Source organism: Pseudomonas cavernae (genome assembly GCF_003595175.1).
Lineage (GTDB): Bacteria > Pseudomonadota > Gammaproteobacteria > Pseudomonadales > Pseudomonadaceae > Aquipseudomonas > Aquipseudomonas cavernae.
The window spans coordinates 4,260,623-4,279,069 of the sequence record NZ_CP032419.1; the positions used below are offsets into that span (position 1 = coordinate 4,260,623).

Sequence of the window (18,447 nt, forward strand, 5' to 3'; positions counted from 1 at the left end):
GTTATTGCTCCTCAGTTGGCAAGTGCGCGCCCACGGCGCGCAGGCAGAAAGTGACCAGGGCCTGACTGACGTCGGCCAGCTCCAGGCTCGGCCGTCCCGACTCGCGCGCCGCACGGGCCGGCGGCGACAGCGGGCCGACCAGCGCTTCGGCGATGGCGCCGACCAGGCAGGCGGCGCTCAGGGGGATGGGTTGCTGGCGCAATACGCCGACCTGCACGCCCTCCTCCAGCAACTCGGCGAACAGGCCGGCATAGGCCTCGCGGTAGCGCAGGCGCTGTTCGTCGACTTCCGGATCGACCGGCTCGGCGATCAAGGCGAAGGCCAGGCGGCGACTGTGCCAGGCGCGCGCGGCGAACTGTTCAAGCCCCGCGGTGAGACGCGCGGCGACACTGCCGGGGGCGCGCAGGGCCTGACCCAGCATATCCACCTCATGCTGGCTGGCGCGGGCGAAGACCTCCGCCGCCAACTCGCCCTTGCCGCGAAAATGCCGGTACAGACTGCCGGTGGCGATGCCGACGTCCTCGGCCAGGCCCTGCATGGTCAAGGCGGCGAAACCGCCAGCGGCGACCCGCGCCAGCGCGCAGTCGAGGATGCGTTCGCGCAACTCGAGGTCGCGGTCCTGACGGGCTTCGGTGGTGCGATAGGCCATAAACTGAATCCTGATTCACTCTTTGCCTAGTGAATCAGGATTCAGATCTTGCAGAAAGCGGGATTTGCGCCAAAACCACGCGCGTATTGGTCGCCGGGAAAGAGTGCCGCGGCGCGGGCACGTTACGCGCGCAGAGTTAGATAAGGCGCTGCTGCCGCCGAAAGCGGCGCCACTCAGAGCAGGCACTGCCGCGCCTGCCAGGCTGACTGAACGCCGTGACTAGTGGCCTGTACGGTTAGTTGGTTAACTCAAGTTCGGATGGCTGAGGTTCTGAGACCAGGCGCTGCGACGAGTCATAGCAGGGCTATGGCGAGGAGCAGCAACGCAGTATCGGGACCTCAGGCGCCGAAATTGACTAATTGAACTAACCACACAGGCCACTAGCAACCTGGCAGGGCGGGTCAGGCCTGAACCCCAGGGGGCGGGCTGCCTGCCGGCTGGCCCAGCAGCCAGGCCTGCAACAGCGTCTGCAGCGCCTCGAACTTCACCGGCTTGGCCAGGTAGTCGCTCATCCCGGCCGCCAGGCAACGCTCGCGGTCGCCGCTGTGGCTGTGCGCGGTGATCGCCAGCACCGGCAGCTCGGCGCAGCCCGGCAGGGCGCGCAGCGCGCGGCAGGTGGCGAAGCCGTCCATCACCGGCATCTGACAATCCAGCAACACCGCGTCCACCGCCTCGCGGCGCAGCAGTTCGAGGGCCTCGGCGCCGTTGTCGGCATAGCGCACCCGGTAACCGAGCTTGAGCAGCATGCCGCGGGTCACCAGCTGGTTGATCGCGTTGTCCTCGACCACCAGCACCGTGCACTGCTCGGGATGGCGCCCCGGAGTGCCGGCCGCGTGCTTCGGCGTCGACGCCACGGCCGTCTGCGCCGGCAACGACAGAGGTACGCAGAGCTGGAAGCAACTGCCCTGCCCCGGCATGGACTGATGGCTGAGCGTGCCGCCGAGCAGGTCGACCAGTTGCCGGCAGATCGCCAGGCCGACACCGAGGCCGCCATAGGCGCGGGTCATCGAGCCGTCCAGCTGCTGGAAGCGCCGGTACAGGCTGCCATCCGCCGGCACGCTGAAGCCGATGCCGCTGTCGATCACCTCGACGCACAGCGGCAGGCTGCCGCGCTCGACCACGGCGCGACGCACGCGCAGGCAGACGCCGCCAGTCGAGGTGAACTTGATCGCGTTGTCGAGCAGGTAGCCGAGGCACTGCGCCAGCTTGCCGGCATCGCCTTCGAGGGTGTCGGGCAGGCTGTCACCCAGTTCCAGGCTGAAGCTCAGGCCTTTGGCCTCGGCGCGCGGGTTGAACTGCCCGTGCAGGCCATCGCACAGGCCGCGCAGACTGAACGGCTCGCGCCGTGGATAGAGCTTGCCGGCCTGTAGCTCGGTGAGGGTGAGGATGTCGTTGACCATGCGCATCATGTCGCGCGCCGAGCTGGCCGCAGTGTTCTGGTACTGCGCCAGCTCGGCGTCCAGCGCCACCGTCTGCATCAGTTCCAGCGAGCCGATCACCCCGTTCATCGGCGTGCGCAGCTCATGGGTGACGGTGGCGAGGAACTCGTCCTTGAGACGGTTGCTGTTGGCCAGTTCCTGGTTCAGCGCCTCCAGCTTGCGCCCGGACTCGTAGAGAATCCGCGCCCGCTCCTCCTTCATCGCGTTGATGCGGTCGGCCAGCGCCAGCGACAGCAGGCCGACCTCGATCGCCGAGCCGATCTGGCTGGCGTACATGGTCAGGAACATGTTCGGCAGATAGCCTAGGACCATCAGGGTGTTGACGATGCCCCCAAGCAGGAAGGCGCTCCAGGCGATGATGAAATAGCGTGCCACCCGCATGTTGCGACGCCAGGCGGAGAAAGCGGCGGCAAAGATCACCACGGTGAACAACAGGGCGACATAGGTGGCCCAGCGCAGTGAGAAACCGTAGCTGGCGGTGAGCGCCAGCAGCATCGCCAGCGCGCCGAGCGCCATCATGCCGAGCAGACTGCGGTCGATCCACGGGCTGTGTTCGGCGGTGTGCAGGAAGCTGCGCGCGAACTGGCAGCCGAACAGCGCCGCCGAGCCGATCAGGAACGGCGTCGCGGCGTTCGCCCACCAGGGGCTGTTGGGCCAGAAGTACTCGATGCCGGCGCCGTTCACCGACACTTGGTAGAGGCCGAACGAGGCGATATAGAGGATGTAATAGAGGTAGCTGGTGTCGCGCACGCTGAGGTAAATGAACAGGTTGTAGATCAGCATCACCAGCAGCACGCCGTAGATGATGCCGAGCACATAGATGCGCCCCGGCTGCGCCTCTAGATAAGCGGTCGGCGACCACAGGCTCAGCGGCGCCTGGATCGAACCCTGGCTCTTCAGGCGCAGGTACAGGCGCTGCGGCTGCCCGGGCTGCAGGTCGAGTTCGAACAGGTAGTTGTTCTGGCGGATCTGCCGGCTGGTGAACGGATGCGCATCGCCGGTGCGCTGGGCGAGCTGGAAGCCGCCGCGACCGTCGGCCAGGTAGAGGTCGAGGTGATCCAGCGGCGGGTAGGCCAGCTCCAGCAGCCAGGCCTGCTGGCCACGGGCCGCTTGCGGTCGGTAGTCGAGATCGAGGCGCAGCCAGAACACCGAGCGCGAGTAGCCAGCGTTCAGCACGTCCCGATCGAAGCGGCGGAAACTGCCTTGCAAGGCCGGCGAGAGGATCTCGTCGATGCTGGCGTCGCCACGCACGTCCTCGAACACCTCCATGTGCCGGCCGAGCGGCAGCTGGCGGGTATGCTCGTCGAATTCGACCGCGCCGGCCAGGCTGGCCAGCAGGCATAGGAATAGAAACAGGCTGTAGCGCATGCGGCCCCGCAGAGACCCCGTCGCAGCACGCCGAGAGTCCCCACTCTCGCCGCTGGCGCTACCGCGCAGGGCCGGATTATTGAGTTTGGCGCCACTCTAGTGTCCCGAACCGGAAGTTGGCTATTTAATTTTGCCGGTGCCTCTTGCCGGCATGCGGCGTTGCCACTCCTCGCCATAGCGGAGCCATGCTCGTCGCGGCGCCTGGCCTGCCAACAACATTCACGCGCCAACTCTTAAACGAACTCCCAATTCAGGACACTAGTGGCCTGTACGGTTAGTTGGTTAACTCAAGTTCGGATGGCTGAGGTTCTGAGACCAGGCGCTGCGACGAGTCATAGCAGGGCTATGGCGAGGAGCAGCAACGCCGTATCGGGACCTCAGACGCCGAAATTGACTAATTGAACTAACTACACAGGCCACTAGCACCGCCGCCCGGCGGAAAAGCCAGGCATCCCCGGCGTGACCCAATAGCTGACGCCACGGTCAATTAAGGCCATCGCCAACGGAAAAATGCTAAGCTCGCGCACCATGAATACCTACAGTTCCCGCCCCGTTGTTCTCTGCCTTTCCGGCCACGACCCCAGTGGTGGTGCCGGCCTGCAGGCGGATATCGAAGCCCTGCTGGCCCAGGGTTGCCACGCCGCTCCGGCGGTCACCGCGCTGACCGTGCAGGATAGCGTCAACGTCCAGGACTTTCGCGTGCTCGACCGCGCCTGGGTGCTGGCCCAGGCCCATGCGGTGATCGCCGATCTGCCGGTCGCCGCGGTCAAGCTGGGCATGCTCGGCTCGGTGGAGATGGTCGACACCGTGCTGGAAATCATGCAGGCGCTGCCCGGTGTGCCGCTGGTCTGCGACCCGGTGCTGCGCGCCGGCGGCGGCGGCGCCCTGGGCAAGGACGAAGTCGGCTACGCCATGCGCGAACGCCTGCTGCCGCTGGCGACCATCGCCACCCCCAACCTGCCGGAAGCCCGCATCCTCGCCGAACTGCCGAATGGCAGCGCCGACGAATGCGCGGAGAAGCTGCTGCCTTATGTCCAGCATCTGCTGATCACCGGCGGCCACGGCGACGAGGCCGAAGTGCACAACCGCCTGTATTCGCGCGACGGCAGCCGCCACAGCTTCAGCTGCCAGCGCCTGCCCGGCAGCTACCACGGCTCCGGCTGCACCCTGGCCAGCACCCTGGCCGGTCGCCTGGCCCTGGGCGAGCACCTCGCCAGCGCGGTGGAATCGGCGCTGGCCTATACCTGGCGCACCCTGCGCGACGCCGAACAGCTGGGCCACGGCCAGTTCATCCCGCGCCGCCTGCCGCTGGACTTCTGTTCATGAGCCCACAACTGCGCGGTCTCTACGCCATCACCGACAGCCAGCTGCTGGCCGATGGCAAGCTGCTGCCCTATGTGGAAGCGGCATTGGCCGGCGGCGCCCGCCTGCTGCAGTACCGCGACAAGTCCGGCGACGCGGCCCGTCGCCTGGACGAGGCCAGCGCCCTGCACGAGCTGTGCCGGCGCCATGGCGCCGAACTGCTGATCAACGACGACGCCGAGCTGGCCGCACGCCTGGGCGTCGGCGTGCACCTGGGCCAGGGCGACGGCTCGCTGGTCGCCGCCCGCCGCCGGCTCGGCGGGGACGCCATCATCGGCGCCACCTGCCACGCTCAGCTGGAACTGGCCGAGCAGGCAGTCGCCGATGGCGCCAGCTATCTCGCCTTCGGCCGCTTCTTCAACTCCAACACCAAGCCCGGCGCGCCGGCCGCCACGCTCGAACTGCTGAATGAAGCGCACAGTCGCTTCCAACTGCCGATCGTCGCCATCGGCGGTGTCAGCCTGGACAATGCGCCGGCGCTGATCGCCCGCGGCGCCAGCCTGATCGCCGTGATCCACGCGCTGTTCGCCGCCGACTCGGCTGCCGAGGTCGAGCGCCGTGCACGCGCCTTCAGCGCCCTGTTTGCAGCCCATTGATTCCGTTTTAGAGAGCCTCGCCATGTCCCGTTCGGAAACCCTGTTCGCCAACGCTCAGAAACACATTCCCGGCGGGGTCAACTCGCCGGTGCGCGCGTTCAAGAGCGTCGGCGGCACGCCGCTGTTCTTCAAACACGCCGCCGGCGCCTACGTCACCGACGAGGACGACAAGCGCTATGTCGATTACGTCGGCTCCTGGGGCCCGATGATCCTCGGCCACAGCCACCCGGACGTGCTCGATGCGGTGCGCAAGCAGCTCGAGCACGGCCTGTCCTACGGCGCGCCGACCGCGCTGGAAGTGCAGATGGCCGACCTGGTCTGCAGCCTGGTGCCGTCCATGGAGATGGTGCGCATGGTCAGCTCCGGCACCGAGGCGACCATGAGCGCCATCCGCCTGGCCCGCGGCTTCACCGGCCGCGACAGCATCATCAAGTTCGAGGGCTGCTACCACGGCCACTCCGACAGCCTGCTGGTTAAGGCCGGCTCCGGCGCCCTGACCCAGGGCGTGCCGAATTCCGCGGGCGTGCCGGCGGCTTTCGCCCGGCACACCCTGACCCTGCCGTTCAACGATCTGGAGGCGGTGGCGCAGTGCCTGGCCGCAGTCGGCCAGGACGTCGCCTGCATCATTGTGGAACCCGTCGCCGGCAATATGAACTGCGTGCCGCCGGCCCCGGGCTTTCTCGAAGGGCTGCGCGCGCAGTGCGACCAGCATGGCGTGGTGCTGATCTTCGACGAGGTGATGACCGGCTTTCGCGTCGCCCTCGGTGGCGCCCAGGCGCACTACGGCATCACCCCGGACCTGTCGACCTTCGGCAAGATCATCGGCGGCGGCATGCCGGTCGGCTGCTTCGGCGGCAAGCGCGCAATCATGGAACACATTGCCCCGCTCGGTCCGGTCTACCAGGCCGGCACCCTGTCCGGTAACCCGCTGGCGATGGCCGCCGGCCTGACTACCCTCAAGCTGATCAGTCGCCCGGGCTTCCACGCCGAACTGAGCGACTACACCACGCGCCTGCTCGACGGCCTGCAACAGCGCGCCGATGCCGCCGGCATCCCCTTCGTCACCACCCAGGCCGGCGGCATGTTCGGCCTGTATTTCAGCTCGGCCTCCGACATCGTCACCTTCGCCGACGTGATGGCCAGCGACGCCGAGCGCTTCAAGCGCTTCTTCCACCTGATGCTGGACGGCGGCGTCTATCTGGCTCCGAGCGCCTACGAAGCCGGCTTCACCTCCATCGCCCATGGCGATGCCGAGCTGAAAATTACCCTCGACGCCGCCGAGCGGGCCTTCGCCGCCCTGAAATGAGGCCCCACTGCGCCGACGGTCAGGCCGCTGGCCGGCGGCGCAGAAAAGCAAGTAAAGCCTTTGTAAGAACGAGCCCGCTTATTTCATAATGTGAAAGCCGACGCGTTTCGTCGGTGGGCATACCGCCCGCTCGGTTTCCTGAGGCGCTTGGATTTCCATGAACCGCACCGGACGCAGCCTGACCTGGGGTTGCCTGATGCTCACCCTGCCCCTGCTGGCACAAGCGGGAGGCAACTCCCTATTGATTCCGGCGACCGGCCGCTGCTCGCTGAACACCAGCCCCGAAGCCCTGGCCGAAGCCCTCTCCACCTGCCGGCAAGCCGCGCAGAACGGCGACGTGCAAGCCGAATATGAGCTCGGCGAGTTCTATTACGACGGCCAACGCACCCCGCGCGACCTCAGCCAAGCCCTCAACTGGTTCGAACAAGCCTCGCTGCAAGGTCATGCCCAGGCGCAATCACGCCTAGGCATGATGTTCTTCCGCGGCGAAGGCGTGCCGGCCAACAACGTTCAGGCCTATATCGTGCTGAAGATGGCGGCGGTGAATGGCGCCGAAGAAGCGATGGACAGCGCCGACCTGGTGGCCGCACAGATGCGCAGTGACGAGCTGGAAATCGCCACCCAGGTACTCGGCCAGATCTTCCGCAGCTACCTGCAGGAGCTGCAGACCGCCGACGGCGCCGTGCCGCTCGCGCCTCTGCAAGCCCCGTCCGAGCCTTAAGCGGACAGCCGCCAGCGCCGCGCATATGCGCGCAGGCAAATCATCTTTTTAGTTAGCGAGTAGCTTGCCGCTTACTTATCCGGCATTGGCACGGGGAACGGCATGACGTTACCGCCGCCCTTGGCCTCGCTGATCTTCGGCGTGCCGAGGCGCTCGACCTCGTCGATGCGGACGATCGCGTGCATGGGCACAAAGCTGCGCACCACGCCTTCGAACTGCGCCTTCAGCTTCTCTTCACTGGGGTCGACCACTACCTGGGTGCGCTCGCCGAAGACGAGCTCCTCCACCTCCAGGAAGCCCCACAGATCGCTCTGATAGATCTGCTTGGCATAGATCTCGAAGACCTGGCCCTGGTTGAGGAAAATCACCTTGTAGATGGGTTCGCGCTTGCTCATGGATGACGAATGACGGCGGGGGAAAAATGAGGGCGCGCATCATAGCACAGGGTTCCGACACGCAACCCTAGGAAGCCTGCCCCATGGCCACTATAATGCGCGGTCCTGTGAACCTGCCGACGAACGCGCATGACCAAGAAGCTTTACATCGAAACCCACGGCTGCCAGATGAACGAGTACGACAGCTCGCGGATGGTCGACCTGCTGGGCGAACATCAGGCCCTGGAAGTCACAGAAAACCCGGCGGAAGCCGACGTGATCCTGCTCAATACCTGCTCGATCCGCGAAAAAGCCCAGGACAAGGTGTTCTCCCAACTGGGCCGCTGGCGCGAGCTGAAAATCGCCAACCCCGATCTGGTGATCGGCGTCGGCGGCTGCGTGGCCAGCCAGGAAGGCGCTGCCATCCGCGATCGCGCGCCCTATGTCGACGTGGTGTTCGGCCCGCAGACCCTGCACCGCCTGCCGGAAATGATCGACGCCGCACGCAGCACCAAGACCGCCCAGGTCGACATCAGCTTCCCCGAGATCGAGAAGTTCGACCGCCTGCCCGAGCCGCGCGTCGACGGCCCCAGCGCCTTCGTCTCGGTGATGGAAGGCTGCAGCAAGTACTGCACCTTCTGCGTGGTGCCCTACACCCGCGGCGAGGAAGTCAGCCGCCCGCTCGACGACGTGCTGGCCGAGGTCATCCACCTGGCCGAAAACGGCGTACGCGAAGTCACCCTGCTCGGCCAGAACGTCAATGGCTACCGCGGCGCCACTCACGACGGTCGCATTGCCGAGTTCGCCGAGCTGATCCGCGTGGTCGCCGCCATCGACGGCATCGACCGCATCCGCTACACCACCTCGCATCCGCTGGAGTTCTCCGACGCCCTGATCCAGGCCCACGCCGAAGTGCCGGAACTGGTGAAGTTTGTCCACCTGCCGGTGCAGGCCGGTTCCGACCGCATCCTCGCGGCGATGAAGCGCAACCACACGGCGCTGGAATACAAGTCGCGGATCCGCAAGCTGAGGGCGGCGGTGCCGGACATCTGCATCAGCTCGGACTTCATCGTCGGCTTCCCCGGCGAGACCGAGAAGGACTTCGAGCAGACCATGAAGCTGATCGAGGACGTCGGTTTCGACTTCTCCTATTCCTTCATCTACAGCGCGCGACCGGGCACCCCGGCGGCCGACATGGCCGACGACACCCCGGAAGAGCTGAAAAAGCAGCGCCTGAACATTCTCCAGCAACGCATCAACCAGCAGGGCTTCGAGATCAGCCGACGAATGGCCGGCAGCGTCCAGCGCATCCTGGTCAGCGACTATTCCAAGCGCGACCCCGGGATGCTCACCGGGCGCACCGAGAATAATCGAATCGTCAACTTCCGCTGCGACAATCCCCGCCTGATCGGCCAGTTCGTCGACGTGCGCATCGACGAGGCCCTGCCGCACTCGCTGCGCGGTACCTTGCTGAACGACGGCGCCGGGCGCTTGCACTAAAACCGCAGGCGCCCCTGCTTTCACCCTTGGGCGCCTGGGGGTATTCTTCGATTCACCATCCCTGCCGACTGGCGGCCAACAGACCACTTTGAACGCACCCATAGAACCGCTTCGTTTCCTCCTCGAACCCTTCGAAGCTCGCCGCTTCGCCAACCTCTGCGGACAATTCGACGAGCACCTGCGCTTGATCGAGCAACGCCTGGGCATCGAAATCCGCAACCGCGGCAACCAATTCGAACTGCTCGGCGCCAGCGCGAAAACCCATGCCGCCGAGCAGCTGCTGCAGCGCCTGTACCGCGAAACCAAGGCCACCGAGCTGTCGCCCGATCTGGTGCACCTGTTCCTGCAGGAATCCGGCATCGAGGAGCTGGTCAACCCCAGCGCCGAGCCGAGCGTCAGCCTGCGCACCCGCAAGGGCGTGATCCGCCCGCGCGGCGCCAACCAGCAGCGCTACGTCAAGTCGATCCTCGAGCACGACATCAACTTCGGCATCGGCCCGGCCGGCACCGGCAAGACCTACCTGGCCGTGGCTTGCGCGGTGGACGCCCTGGAGCGCGAGCAGGTGCGGCGCATCCTCTTGGTGCGCCCGGCGGTGGAAGCCGGCGAAAAGCTCGGCTTCCTGCCTGGCGACCTGTCGCAGAAGATCGATCCCTACCTGCGCCCCTTGTACGACGCGCTCTACGAGATGCTCGGCTTCGAGCAGGTGGCCAGGTTGATCGAGAAGCAGGTCATCGAGGTCGCGCCGCTCGCCTACATGCGCGGCCGCACCCTGAACAACAGCTTCATCATCCTCGACGAAAGCCAGAACACCACGCTGGAACAGATGAAGATGTTCCTCACCCGCATCGGCTTCGGCTCGACGGCGGTGATCACCGGCGACATCACCCAGGTCGACCTGCCGCGCGGCACGCGCTCGGGCCTGACCCATGTGATCGACGTGCTGCGTGAGGTACCGGGCATTGCCTTCACCCACTTCAAGTCCAAGGACGTGGTCCGCCACCCGCTGGTGCAGCGCATCGTCGAAGCCTACGAGCGCTACGACAACCGCCAGCACGGCAAGGTCGACGACGAGACGGACAACGACCATGCTTGAGCTGGACCTGCAAGTCGCCACCCAAGCCACCACCCCCAGCGCCAGCCAGTTCCGCCAGTGGTGCGAGCTGGCCCTGCGCCAGCGCAGCGCCGATTCCGAGCTGACCATCCGCCTGGTCGACGAGGCGGAAGCGCGCGAGCTGAACCACAGCTACCGGCACAAGGACTACGCCACCAACGTGCTGTCCTTCCCCGCCGAAGTGCCGGATGAGCTGCTCGACATCCCGCTGCTCGGCGACCTGGTGATCTGCGTTGCCGTGGTCGAGCGCGAGGCGGCGCAGCAGGGCAAGGCGCCGGAGGCGCACTGGGCGCACCTGGTGATCCACGGCTGCCTGCACCTGCTCGGCTACGACCACATCGAGGATGCCGAGGCCGAAGAGATGGAAGCCCTGGAACGGCAATTGCTAGCTGAGCTGGGTCACCCCGACCCCTACCGTGACGACGAATAAGAAAACACAGAGCACAGACATATGAGCGAAGATCGATCGAGCAACGGGCACAGGTCCTGGCTGGGAAAAATCACCCAGGCCTTTGCCCATGAGCCGAAGAACCGCCAGCAGCTTCTCGAGCTGCTGCGCGAAGCCCATCAGAACAAACTGCTCGACAGCGAGGCGCTGGCCATCGTCGAAGGCGCCATCCAGGTCGCCGACCTGCAGGTCCGCGACATCATGGTGCCGCGCTCGCAGATGGTCAGCATCAAGGCCGGCCACACGCCGCACGAATTCCTCCCGGCGATCATCGAATCCGCCCATTCGCGCTACCCGGTGTGCGGCGAGAGCCTCGACGACGTGATCGGCGTGCTGCTGGCCAAGGATCTGTTGCCGCTGGTGCTGCACGACAACAACCACGGTTTCAACCTCAAGGACCTGCTGCGCCCGGCCACCTTCGTGCCGGAGTCCAAGCGCCTCAACGTGCTGCTGCGCGAGTTCCGCGCCAACCACAACCACATGGCCATCGTCATCGATGAATACGGCGGCGTTGCCGGCCTGGTGACCATCGAGGACGTGCTCGAGCAGATCGTCGGCGACATCGAGGACGAGCATGACGTCGAGGAGGACAGCTACATCAAGCCGCTGCCCAGCGGCGACTTCCTGGTCAAGGCCCTGACGCCGATCGACAACTTCAACGAGGCCTTCAAGAGCCAGTTCAGCGACGACGAGTTCGACACCGTTGGCGGCCTGGTGATGAGCGCCTTCGGCCACCTGCCCAAGCGCAACGAAGTGACCGAGATCGGCGACTTCCGCTTCCGCATCCTCAGCGCCGACAGCCGCCGCGTCCACCTGTTGCGCCTGACCCCGCTGGAGCGCTGAGGCTCGACCGTGGGTTAGCGGCGCGAAACACCCCATCCTGCCGGCAGCGACAAGCTATGGGCGCCGCGTAACCCACCGGACGAAACCCAGGCCCGTCTCCGCTGGCGGGTTACGGCGCAACAGGCCATGCGCAGGCCGGCAAGACGCTACCATGCGCCTAACCCACCCTACGCGCTCCTCCCCGCTTCCGGCTTCTCCTAGCTTCCAGTACCCTTGCCCGCCTGACCCCACTCAAGGATTTCCGATGCGCTGGATCACCCGTCCCGGCTGGCCGGGCAACCTGCTGGCCCTGGCCGCCGGCGCCCTCACGCCGCTGACCCTCGCACCCTTCGATCTGTGGCCGCTGGCCCTGCTATCCCTCGCCCTGTTCTACCTCGGCCTGCGTCAACTGAGCCCGAAGCAGGCGCTGTGGCGCGGCTGGTGCTACGGCTTCGGCCTGTTCACCGCCGGCACCAGCTGGATCTACGTCAGCATCCACGACTACGGCGCCGCTTCGGCGCCGCTGGCAGCCTTCCTGACCATCGGCTTCAGCGCCGCCGTGGCCTTCTTCTTCGCCCTGCCGAGCTGGCTGTGGGCACGCTGGCTGCGGCGCAACGAAGCGCCATTGGCCGACGCCTTGGCCTTCGCCGCCCTGTGGCTGGCGCAGGAAGCCTTCCGTGGCTGGTTCCTCACCGGCTTCCCCTGGCTCTACGCCGGCTACAGTCAGCTCGCCGGGCCGCTGGCGGGGCTGGCGCCGGTCGGCGGCATGTGGCTGATCTCCTTCGTCCTGGCCCTCAGCGCCGCGCTGCTGGTCAACCTGGCCAGGCTGCGCGTGCGCCGGCTGTTCCTCGGCCTCGGCCTGGTCCTGCTGGTCGGCCCCTGGTTCGCCGGCCTGGCGCTCAAGGGCCATGCCTGGACCGTACCGGCCGGCGCGCCGCTGAGCGTCGCCGCCATCCAGGGCAATGTCGCCCAGCAACTGAAATGGGACCCCAAGCAGCTCGAAGCGCAGCTGGCGCTGTACCGCGACATGAGCCTGACGGCGCGCCCAACCGATTTGATCGTCTGGCCGGAAACCGCGGTGCCGGTGCTCAAGGAGTTCGCCGAAGGCTATCTCGGCGTGATGGGCCGTTTCGCCAATGACCGCCAGGCCGCGCTGATCACCGGCGTACCGATCCGCCAGCTCAACCCGCAGGGCGAGAAACGCTACTACAACGGCATCACCGTGCTCGGCCAGGGCCAGGGCAGCTATCTGAAGCAGAAGCTGGTGCCGTTCGGCGAGTACGTGCCGCTGCAGGAGGTGCTGCGCGGCCTGATCGCCTTCTTCGACCTGCCGATGTCCGATTTCGCCCGCGGCCCGACCGATCAGCCGCTGTTACAGGCCAAGGGCTACGCGATCGCACCCTATATTTGCTACGAAGTGGTCTATCCGGAATTCGCCGCCGGCCTCGCCGCGCAGAGCCAACTGCTGCTGACGGTGAGCAACGACACCTGGTTCGGCACCTCGATCGGCCCGCTGCAGCACCTGCAGATGGCGCAGATGCGTGCCCTCGAGGCCGGACGCTGGATGATCCGCGCCACCAACAATGGCGTCACCGCGCTGATCGACCCGTTCGGCCGCATCACCACGCAAATTCCGCAGTTCCAGCCGGGCGTGCTGTACGGCGAGGTGGTGCCGATGCAGCAGCTGACGCCCTACCTGTACTGGCGCGGCTGGCCGCTGGCGATCCTCTGTGCCCTGCTGTTCGCCTGGGCGCTACTGGCCAGCCGTATGGCCAAGACCCTGTAGCGCCCACGCCGGCTCAGCGGTAGAGCAGGTCCGTAGGGTGGATCACGCTTCACCGATCCACCTGACACACCCATCGGTGGATGGAAAAAACGCCATCCACCCTACCTGGGACTCGCCTCACTCATAGGCCAAGGGATAGACCAGCAGCCCCAGCACCTCGTTGAGCAGCATGCCGCTCTGCCACACCGCCTTGTTTTCCGGCAGCCAACCGCCGGCGGGGCGGCCGTTGGCCACGCCGAGGTAGCCGAACGGCGCGGCGACCACCTCGAAGCCGGCCCGCTCGAAGCACCAGCGCGCCCGCGGCATATGGTTGGCCTGGGTCACCAGCAGCACTCGGCGGATGCCCTGCTTTTGCAAGAGTTCAGCGCTGTAGCGCGCGTTTTCCCAGGTCGTCCGGCTCCGCCCCTCCTGCCAGCGCACACTCACGGCAAAGTCGCGGGCCAGCGTATCGGCCATCAACGCCGCCTCGCTGGGCGGCTCGCCGTAGTGCAGGCCGCCGCTGGTCAGCAGCGGCAGACCGCTGGCCCTGGCCAGGCGCGCGGCATAGCGCAGCCGCTCGATGGCCATCACACCCGGCTGATCGCCGCCCCAGGCCGGATCGGCCCGCTCGCGTCCGGAGCCGAGCACGACAATGGCATCGGCCTGTTGCGCCAGACCGCCCCACTGCGCTTCGGCCAGCGGCGGTTCGGTTTCCAGGACACGCGCCGACCATTCGACCATGATCGGCAGACTCATCAGCCACAAGCCGCCGCAGCCGAGGACGAAGCAAGCGCTCGCCAGCCGCGGAAAGCGTCGGCGCAACCACCAGGCCGCCAATAGCAGGACCAGCAGCAGGCCCGGCGGCAGCAGCAGTTGCTTGAAGATATAGCGAATCGGCATCGGACACCCCCTGAGTGTCCGCAGCCTAGCGGGGTTTGCTCGCGCGGAAAAGCTGCGAGCCGCAGGCCAAGCAGCCGCGAATCCCCTGTCCGGGCTGCCAGTCGGCCGGCGTACCGCACAGGGCACAGCACAGGCCTTGACGCCTCTTGAGCAGCGGTTTGGCCCGCCCCGGCACGCGGATGGTCGGGCGACTGCCATTACTGGCCGGCCGGGGCGGACGTAGGGGCTTGCGCTCGAGCAGCGCCAACTCCTCCGCCGCGGCGTGCCAGCCGCTCAGCCAGCGCAAGTCGTGGGCCATATAGGCCTGGATCAGTTCCACCTCGGCCGGGCTCAGGCCGCGCAACTCCAGCTCCCGGGGCACCTCGTCACGCAGGCGCACCGCGGTATCGGCCTCGTCCAGGGCCAGCGCGAGACGTTGCAACAGCCGCTCGTACAGGCCGCCTCCCGCATCCGCTCGCCGCAACTCAGCCATCCACCCACCTCACGCGGGGCGAAGTCGAACCGCCCCTGTTGAAAGCTTAGCGTCCACCTCCCGCACGGCGATGTGCCGCGACCAACGGCGGCGCCGGCCGGAGCCACGAGCAATCAGGGTTTCCCTCCACCAAGGGGGGTCATGTATGCTACGGCGCTTCCTGCAATTCCACCCGCAGCTCGGCCTCACGCCCGAAACGGCCAGCGGCCCGCGTGCCGGACACGCGTCCCGCCACAGGCCCGAGCTGCAACGGAATGAATCCTCTTTTTCAGCGCCAGTAACCATGCACGAACAGTATCAGCCCCGCGAAATCGAAGCCGCCGCCCAAACCCACTGGGATACGCAGAAATCCTTTGTCGTCAGCGAACAGCCAGGCAAGGACACCTTCTATTGCCTGTCGATGTTCCCCTACCCGAGCGGCAAGCTGCACATGGGCCACGTGCGCAACTACACCATCGGTGACGTGATCGCCCGCTACCAGCGCATGCAGGGCAAGAACGTGCTACAGCCGATGGGCTGGGACGCCTTCGGCATGCCGGCGGAAAACGCCGCGATGAAGAACAAGGTCGCGCCGGCCAAGTGGACCTACGAAAACATCGCTTACATGAAGACCCAGCTGAAATCGCTGGGCCTGGCCGTCGACTGGACCCGCGAAGTCACCACCTGCAAGCCGGACTACTACCGCTGGGAACAGTGGCTGTTCACCAAGCTGTTCGAGAAGGGCGTGATCTACCGCAAGAACGGTACCGTCAACTGGGACCCGGTGGACCAGACCGTGCTGGCCAACGAGCAGGTCATCGACGGTCGCGGCTGGCGTTCCGGCGCGCTGATCGAGAAGCGCGAAATCCCCATGTACTACTTCAAGATCACCGCCTACGCGGATGAGCTGCTGAGTAGCCTGGACGAGCTGGATGGCTGGCCGGAGCAGGTCAAGACCATGCAGCGCAACTGGATCGGCAAGAGCTTCGGCGCCGACATAATATTCGACTACGACGTCGCCAGCGTCGGTATCGAAGGCCAGCTGAAGGTCTACTCGACCCGCCCGGACACCCTGATGGGCGCCACCTACGTCGCTGTCGCCGCCGAGCACCCGCTGGCCCAGCGCGCCGCCGCGAAGAACCCCGAGATCGCCGCCTTTATCGCCGCATGCAAGGCCGGCTCCGTGGCCGAGGCCGACATGGCCACCATGGAGAAGAAGGGCATCGCCACCGGCGAGTACGTGATCCATCCGCTGAGCGGCGACAAGCTGCCGGTGTTCGTCGCCAACTACGTGCTGTGGGGCTACGGCGAAGGCGCGGTGATGGCCGTGCCGGCCCATGACGAGCGCGACTTCGAGTTCGCCCACAAGTACGGCCTGCCGGTCACCCAGGTCTACGCCGCCGCGGACAAGGCCTACGACGCCAGCCAGTGGCAAGCCTGGTACGGCGACAAGGACGGCCTGACCACCGTCAACTCCGGCAAGTACGACGGCCTCGACTTCACTGCCGCCTTCGACGCCATAGTCGCCGACCTGGAAGCCAGCGCCCACGGCGCGCGCAAGACCCAGTTCCGCCTGCGCGACTGGGGCATCAGCCGCCAGCGCTACTGGGGCTGCCCGATCCCGATCATCCATTGCGACAGCTGTGGCGACGTGCCGGTACCGGACGAGCAGCTGCCGGTGGTGTTGCCGGAAGACGTGGTGCCGGACGGCGCCGGTTCGCCGCTGGCGCGCATGCCGGAGTTCTACCAGTGTCAGTGCCCGAAATGCGGCGGCGCGGCCAAGCGCGAAACCGACACCATGGACACCTTCGTCGAGTCGTCCTGGTACTACGCGCGCTACGCCTCGCCGCAATACAGCGGCGGCTTGGTCGACCCGGCCGCGGCCAACCACTGGCTGCCGGTGGACCAGTACATCGGCGGCATCGAACACGCCATCCTCCATCTGCTCTACGCGCGCTTCTTCCATAAGCTGATGCGCGACGAAGGCCTGGTGTCATCCAATGAGCCGTTCAAGAACCTGCTGACCCAGGGCATGGTGGTCGCCGAGACCTACTACCGCATGCTGGATAACGGCGGTAAGGACTACTTCAACCCGGACGACGTCGAAGTCGAGCGCGACGCCAAGGGCAAACACATCAGCGCCAAGCTGATCAGCGACGGCCTGCCGGTGGAAATCGGCGGCACCCAGAAGATGTCCAAGTCGCTGAACAACGGCGTCGACCCGCAATCGATGATCGACGCCTACGGCGCCGACACCTGCCGCCTGTTCATGATGTTCGCCTCGCCGCCAGACATGAGCCTGGAATGGTCCGACTCCGGGGTTGAGGGCGCCAGCCGCTTCCTCCGCCGCGTCTGGCGCCTGGCCCACAGCCACGTCAGCGCCGGCCTGCCGGGCGTGCTGAACAAGGCTGCGCTGAGCGATACGCAGAAGGAGGTGCGCCGCGCCATCCACCTGGCGATCAAACAGGCCAGCACCGATGTCGGCCAGTTCCACAAGTTCAACACCGCCATCGCCCAGGTGATGACCCTGATGAACGTGCTGGAGAAGGCGCCCACCGCCAGCGCCCAGGACCGCGCGCTGCTGCAGGAAGGTCTGGAAGCCGTGACCCTGCTGCTCGCACCGATCACCCCGCACATCAGCCATGAGCTGTGGCAGCGCCTCGGCCATAGCAATGCGGTCATCGATGCACCCTGGCCGGCGGTCGATGCCAGCGCCCTGGTGCAGGACAGCCTGCAACTGGTCATCCAGGTCAACGGCAAGCTGCGTGGCCAGATCGAAGTGGCGGCCAATGCCTCGCGCGAGGAAGTCGAGGCGGCGGCGCGGCAGAACGAAGGCGTGCTGCGCTTCACCGGCGGCCTGACGATCCGCAAGGTCATCGTCGTACCTGGCAAGCTGGTCAACATAGTCGCCAGTTGATTACCCTCTGCAGCCGGCCTCGCCGCCGCTGCAGAGAAGCGCTTCAGGTGTCGCGGCCGCCAGCCGGCAGCGACCCACATGGATAAGGGGATAACACCATGCTCAAACGGAATCTGATGGTAGTGGGCCTGGCCGCCCTGCTCAGCGCGTGCGGCTTCCAACTGCGCGGCACCGGCGACACCCAGTTCGCCCTCACCGAACTCAACGTCACCGCCCGCAATGCCTATGGCAGCACCGTCAAACTGGTGCGCGAGGTGCTGGAGGACAACGACGTCAAGGTCTCTGCCGGGGCGCCCTACACCCTGGTGCTGGCCCGCGAAGGCGAAACCCAGCGCGCCGTCAGCTACACCAGCAACGCCCGCAGCGCCGAATATGAGCTCAGTCTGGCGCTCGACTACGAACTGCGCGGTGTCAACGACCTGCTGCTGAGCAACGACAAGCTGGAAGTGCAGAAGGTCTACGTGCAGGACGACAACAACCTGGTCGGCTCCGGCCAGGAAGCCGCTCAGCTGCGCGAGGAAATGCGCCGCGACCTGGTGCAGCAGCTGGCCCAGCGCCTGCAACAGGTCACCCCGGCCCAGCTCGATCAGCTGCAGGCGACCGCCGCAGCCAAGGCCCAGGCAGAAGCCGAGGCCGTGGAAGCCGCGCGCAAGGCTCAGGCCGAGCAGCCGCAGCAATCGCCGCTGCAACTGCCGATCAAGCTGCAGTAAGCCATCCG

The 18,447-nt window shown here is 66.3% G+C and carries 16 protein-coding genes; 11 read left to right on the forward strand and 5 right to left on the reverse strand.

Features of this window, described 5'->3' with window-relative positions; all coding sequences use genetic code 11:
- Position 1: 1 nt before the first annotated feature.
- Both D3880_RS19400 and D3880_RS19405 read right to left on the reverse strand, forming a co-directional pair.
- A complete protein-coding gene (locus D3880_RS19400) occupies positions 2-649 on the reverse strand; it encodes a TetR/AcrR family transcriptional regulator (RefSeq protein ID WP_119895053.1) in 648 nt (215 codons plus the stop codon).
- 401 nt (positions 650-1,050) lie between these two features.
- A complete protein-coding gene (locus tag D3880_RS19405) occupies positions 1,051-3,456 on the reverse strand; it encodes a hybrid sensor histidine kinase/response regulator (protein ID WP_119895054.1) in 2,406 nt (801 codons plus the stop codon).
- Positions 3,457-3,984: 528 nt separating this feature from the next.
- On the opposite strand from D3880_RS19405, the gene D3880_RS19410 reads away from it, so the two are divergent.
- The 4 genes from D3880_RS19410 (at position 3,985) to D3880_RS19425 (ending at position 7,441) form a co-directional block, all read left to right on the forward strand.
- The gene (locus D3880_RS19410) at positions 3,985-4,782 is read left to right on the forward strand and encodes a hydroxymethylpyrimidine/phosphomethylpyrimidine kinase (RefSeq protein ID WP_162935022.1); all 798 of its coding nucleotides are present in this window, start codon (positions 3,985-3,987) and stop codon (positions 4,780-4,782) included.
- On the forward strand, positions 4,779-5,414 hold the full coding sequence (gene thiE, locus D3880_RS19415) for a thiamine phosphate synthase (RefSeq protein ID WP_119895056.1): 636 nt from the start codon (positions 4,779-4,781) through the stop codon (positions 5,412-5,414). The genes D3880_RS19410 and thiE overlap by 4 nt, the downstream gene beginning before the upstream one ends.
- Before the next feature lie 22 nt (positions 5,415-5,436).
- Positions 5,437-6,720 carry a glutamate-1-semialdehyde 2,1-aminomutase gene (gene hemL / locus D3880_RS19420; protein WP_119895057.1) on the forward strand — a complete coding sequence of 428 codons (1,284 nt, stop codon included), beginning with the start codon at positions 5,437-5,439 and terminating at the stop codon, positions 6,718-6,720.
- Positions 6,721-6,877: 157 nt separating this feature from the next.
- The gene (locus D3880_RS19425; protein WP_119895058.1) at positions 6,878-7,441 is read left to right on the forward strand and encodes a tetratricopeptide repeat protein; all 564 of its coding nucleotides are present in this window, start codon (positions 6,878-6,880) and stop codon (positions 7,439-7,441) included.
- Between the two features lie 71 nt (positions 7,442-7,512).
- Here D3880_RS19425 and D3880_RS19430 read toward each other — a convergent pair whose 3' ends face one another.
- The gene (locus D3880_RS19430; protein WP_119895059.1) at positions 7,513-7,836 is read right to left on the reverse strand and encodes a DUF1820 family protein; all 324 of its coding nucleotides are present in this window, start codon (positions 7,834-7,836) and stop codon (positions 7,513-7,515) included.
- 129 nt (positions 7,837-7,965) lie between these two features.
- Between D3880_RS19430 and miaB the strand changes: the two genes are divergently transcribed.
- From miaB to lnt, 5 genes are all read left to right on the forward strand, one after another.
- Positions 7,966-9,315 carry a tRNA (N6-isopentenyl adenosine(37)-C2)-methylthiotransferase MiaB gene (miaB, locus tag D3880_RS19435; protein ID WP_119895060.1) on the forward strand — a complete coding sequence of 450 codons (1,350 nt, stop codon included), beginning with the start codon at positions 7,966-7,968 and terminating at the stop codon, positions 9,313-9,315.
- Between the two features lie 88 nt (positions 9,316-9,403).
- Positions 9,404-10,408 (forward strand): PhoH family protein, encoded by a 1,005-nt coding sequence (locus D3880_RS19440; protein ID WP_119895061.1) that lies wholly within the window; start codon positions 9,404-9,406, stop codon positions 10,406-10,408.
- Positions 10,401-10,856 carry an rRNA maturation RNase YbeY gene (ybeY, locus tag D3880_RS19445; RefSeq protein ID WP_119895062.1) on the forward strand — a complete coding sequence of 152 codons (456 nt, stop codon included), beginning with the start codon at positions 10,401-10,403 and terminating at the stop codon, positions 10,854-10,856. Before D3880_RS19440 ends, ybeY begins: the two co-directional genes overlap by 8 nt.
- A 21-nt stretch (positions 10,857-10,877) precedes the next feature.
- Positions 10,878-11,717, forward strand: a complete 840-nt coding sequence (locus D3880_RS19450; RefSeq protein ID WP_119895063.1) for an HlyC/CorC family transporter — start codon at positions 10,878-10,880, stop codon at positions 11,715-11,717.
- A 244-nt stretch (positions 11,718-11,961) separates the two neighbouring features.
- Positions 11,962-13,482, forward strand: coding sequence for an apolipoprotein N-acyltransferase (lnt, locus tag D3880_RS19455; protein ID WP_119895064.1), 1,521 nt, complete (start codon positions 11,962-11,964; stop codon positions 13,480-13,482).
- A 117-nt stretch (positions 13,483-13,599) separates the two neighbouring features.
- Here the strand turns inward: lnt and D3880_RS19460 are convergent, their stop codons facing one another.
- Both D3880_RS19460 and D3880_RS19465 read right to left on the reverse strand, forming a co-directional pair.
- On the reverse strand, positions 13,600-14,361 hold the full coding sequence (locus tag D3880_RS19460; protein WP_119895065.1) for a YdcF family protein: 762 nt from the start codon (positions 14,359-14,361) through the stop codon (positions 13,600-13,602).
- A gap of 25 nt (positions 14,362-14,386) precedes the next feature.
- Positions 14,387-14,833: a hypothetical protein gene (locus tag D3880_RS19465; RefSeq protein ID WP_119895066.1), complete on the reverse strand. Its 447-nt coding sequence runs from the start codon at positions 14,831-14,833 to the stop codon at positions 14,387-14,389.
- A gap of 283 nt (positions 14,834-15,116) precedes the next feature.
- On the opposite strand from D3880_RS19465, the gene leuS reads away from it, so the two are divergent.
- Complete coding sequence (gene leuS, locus D3880_RS19470) at positions 15,117-17,729, forward strand: leucine--tRNA ligase (RefSeq protein WP_119895067.1); 2,613 nt, start codon at positions 15,117-15,119, stop codon at positions 17,727-17,729.
- 98 nt (positions 17,730-17,827) lie between these two features.
- Positions 17,828-18,439: an LPS-assembly lipoprotein LptE gene (locus tag D3880_RS19475; protein WP_119895068.1), complete on the forward strand. Its 612-nt coding sequence runs from the start codon at positions 17,828-17,830 to the stop codon at positions 18,437-18,439.
- Positions 18,440-18,447: the final 8 nt, after the last annotated feature.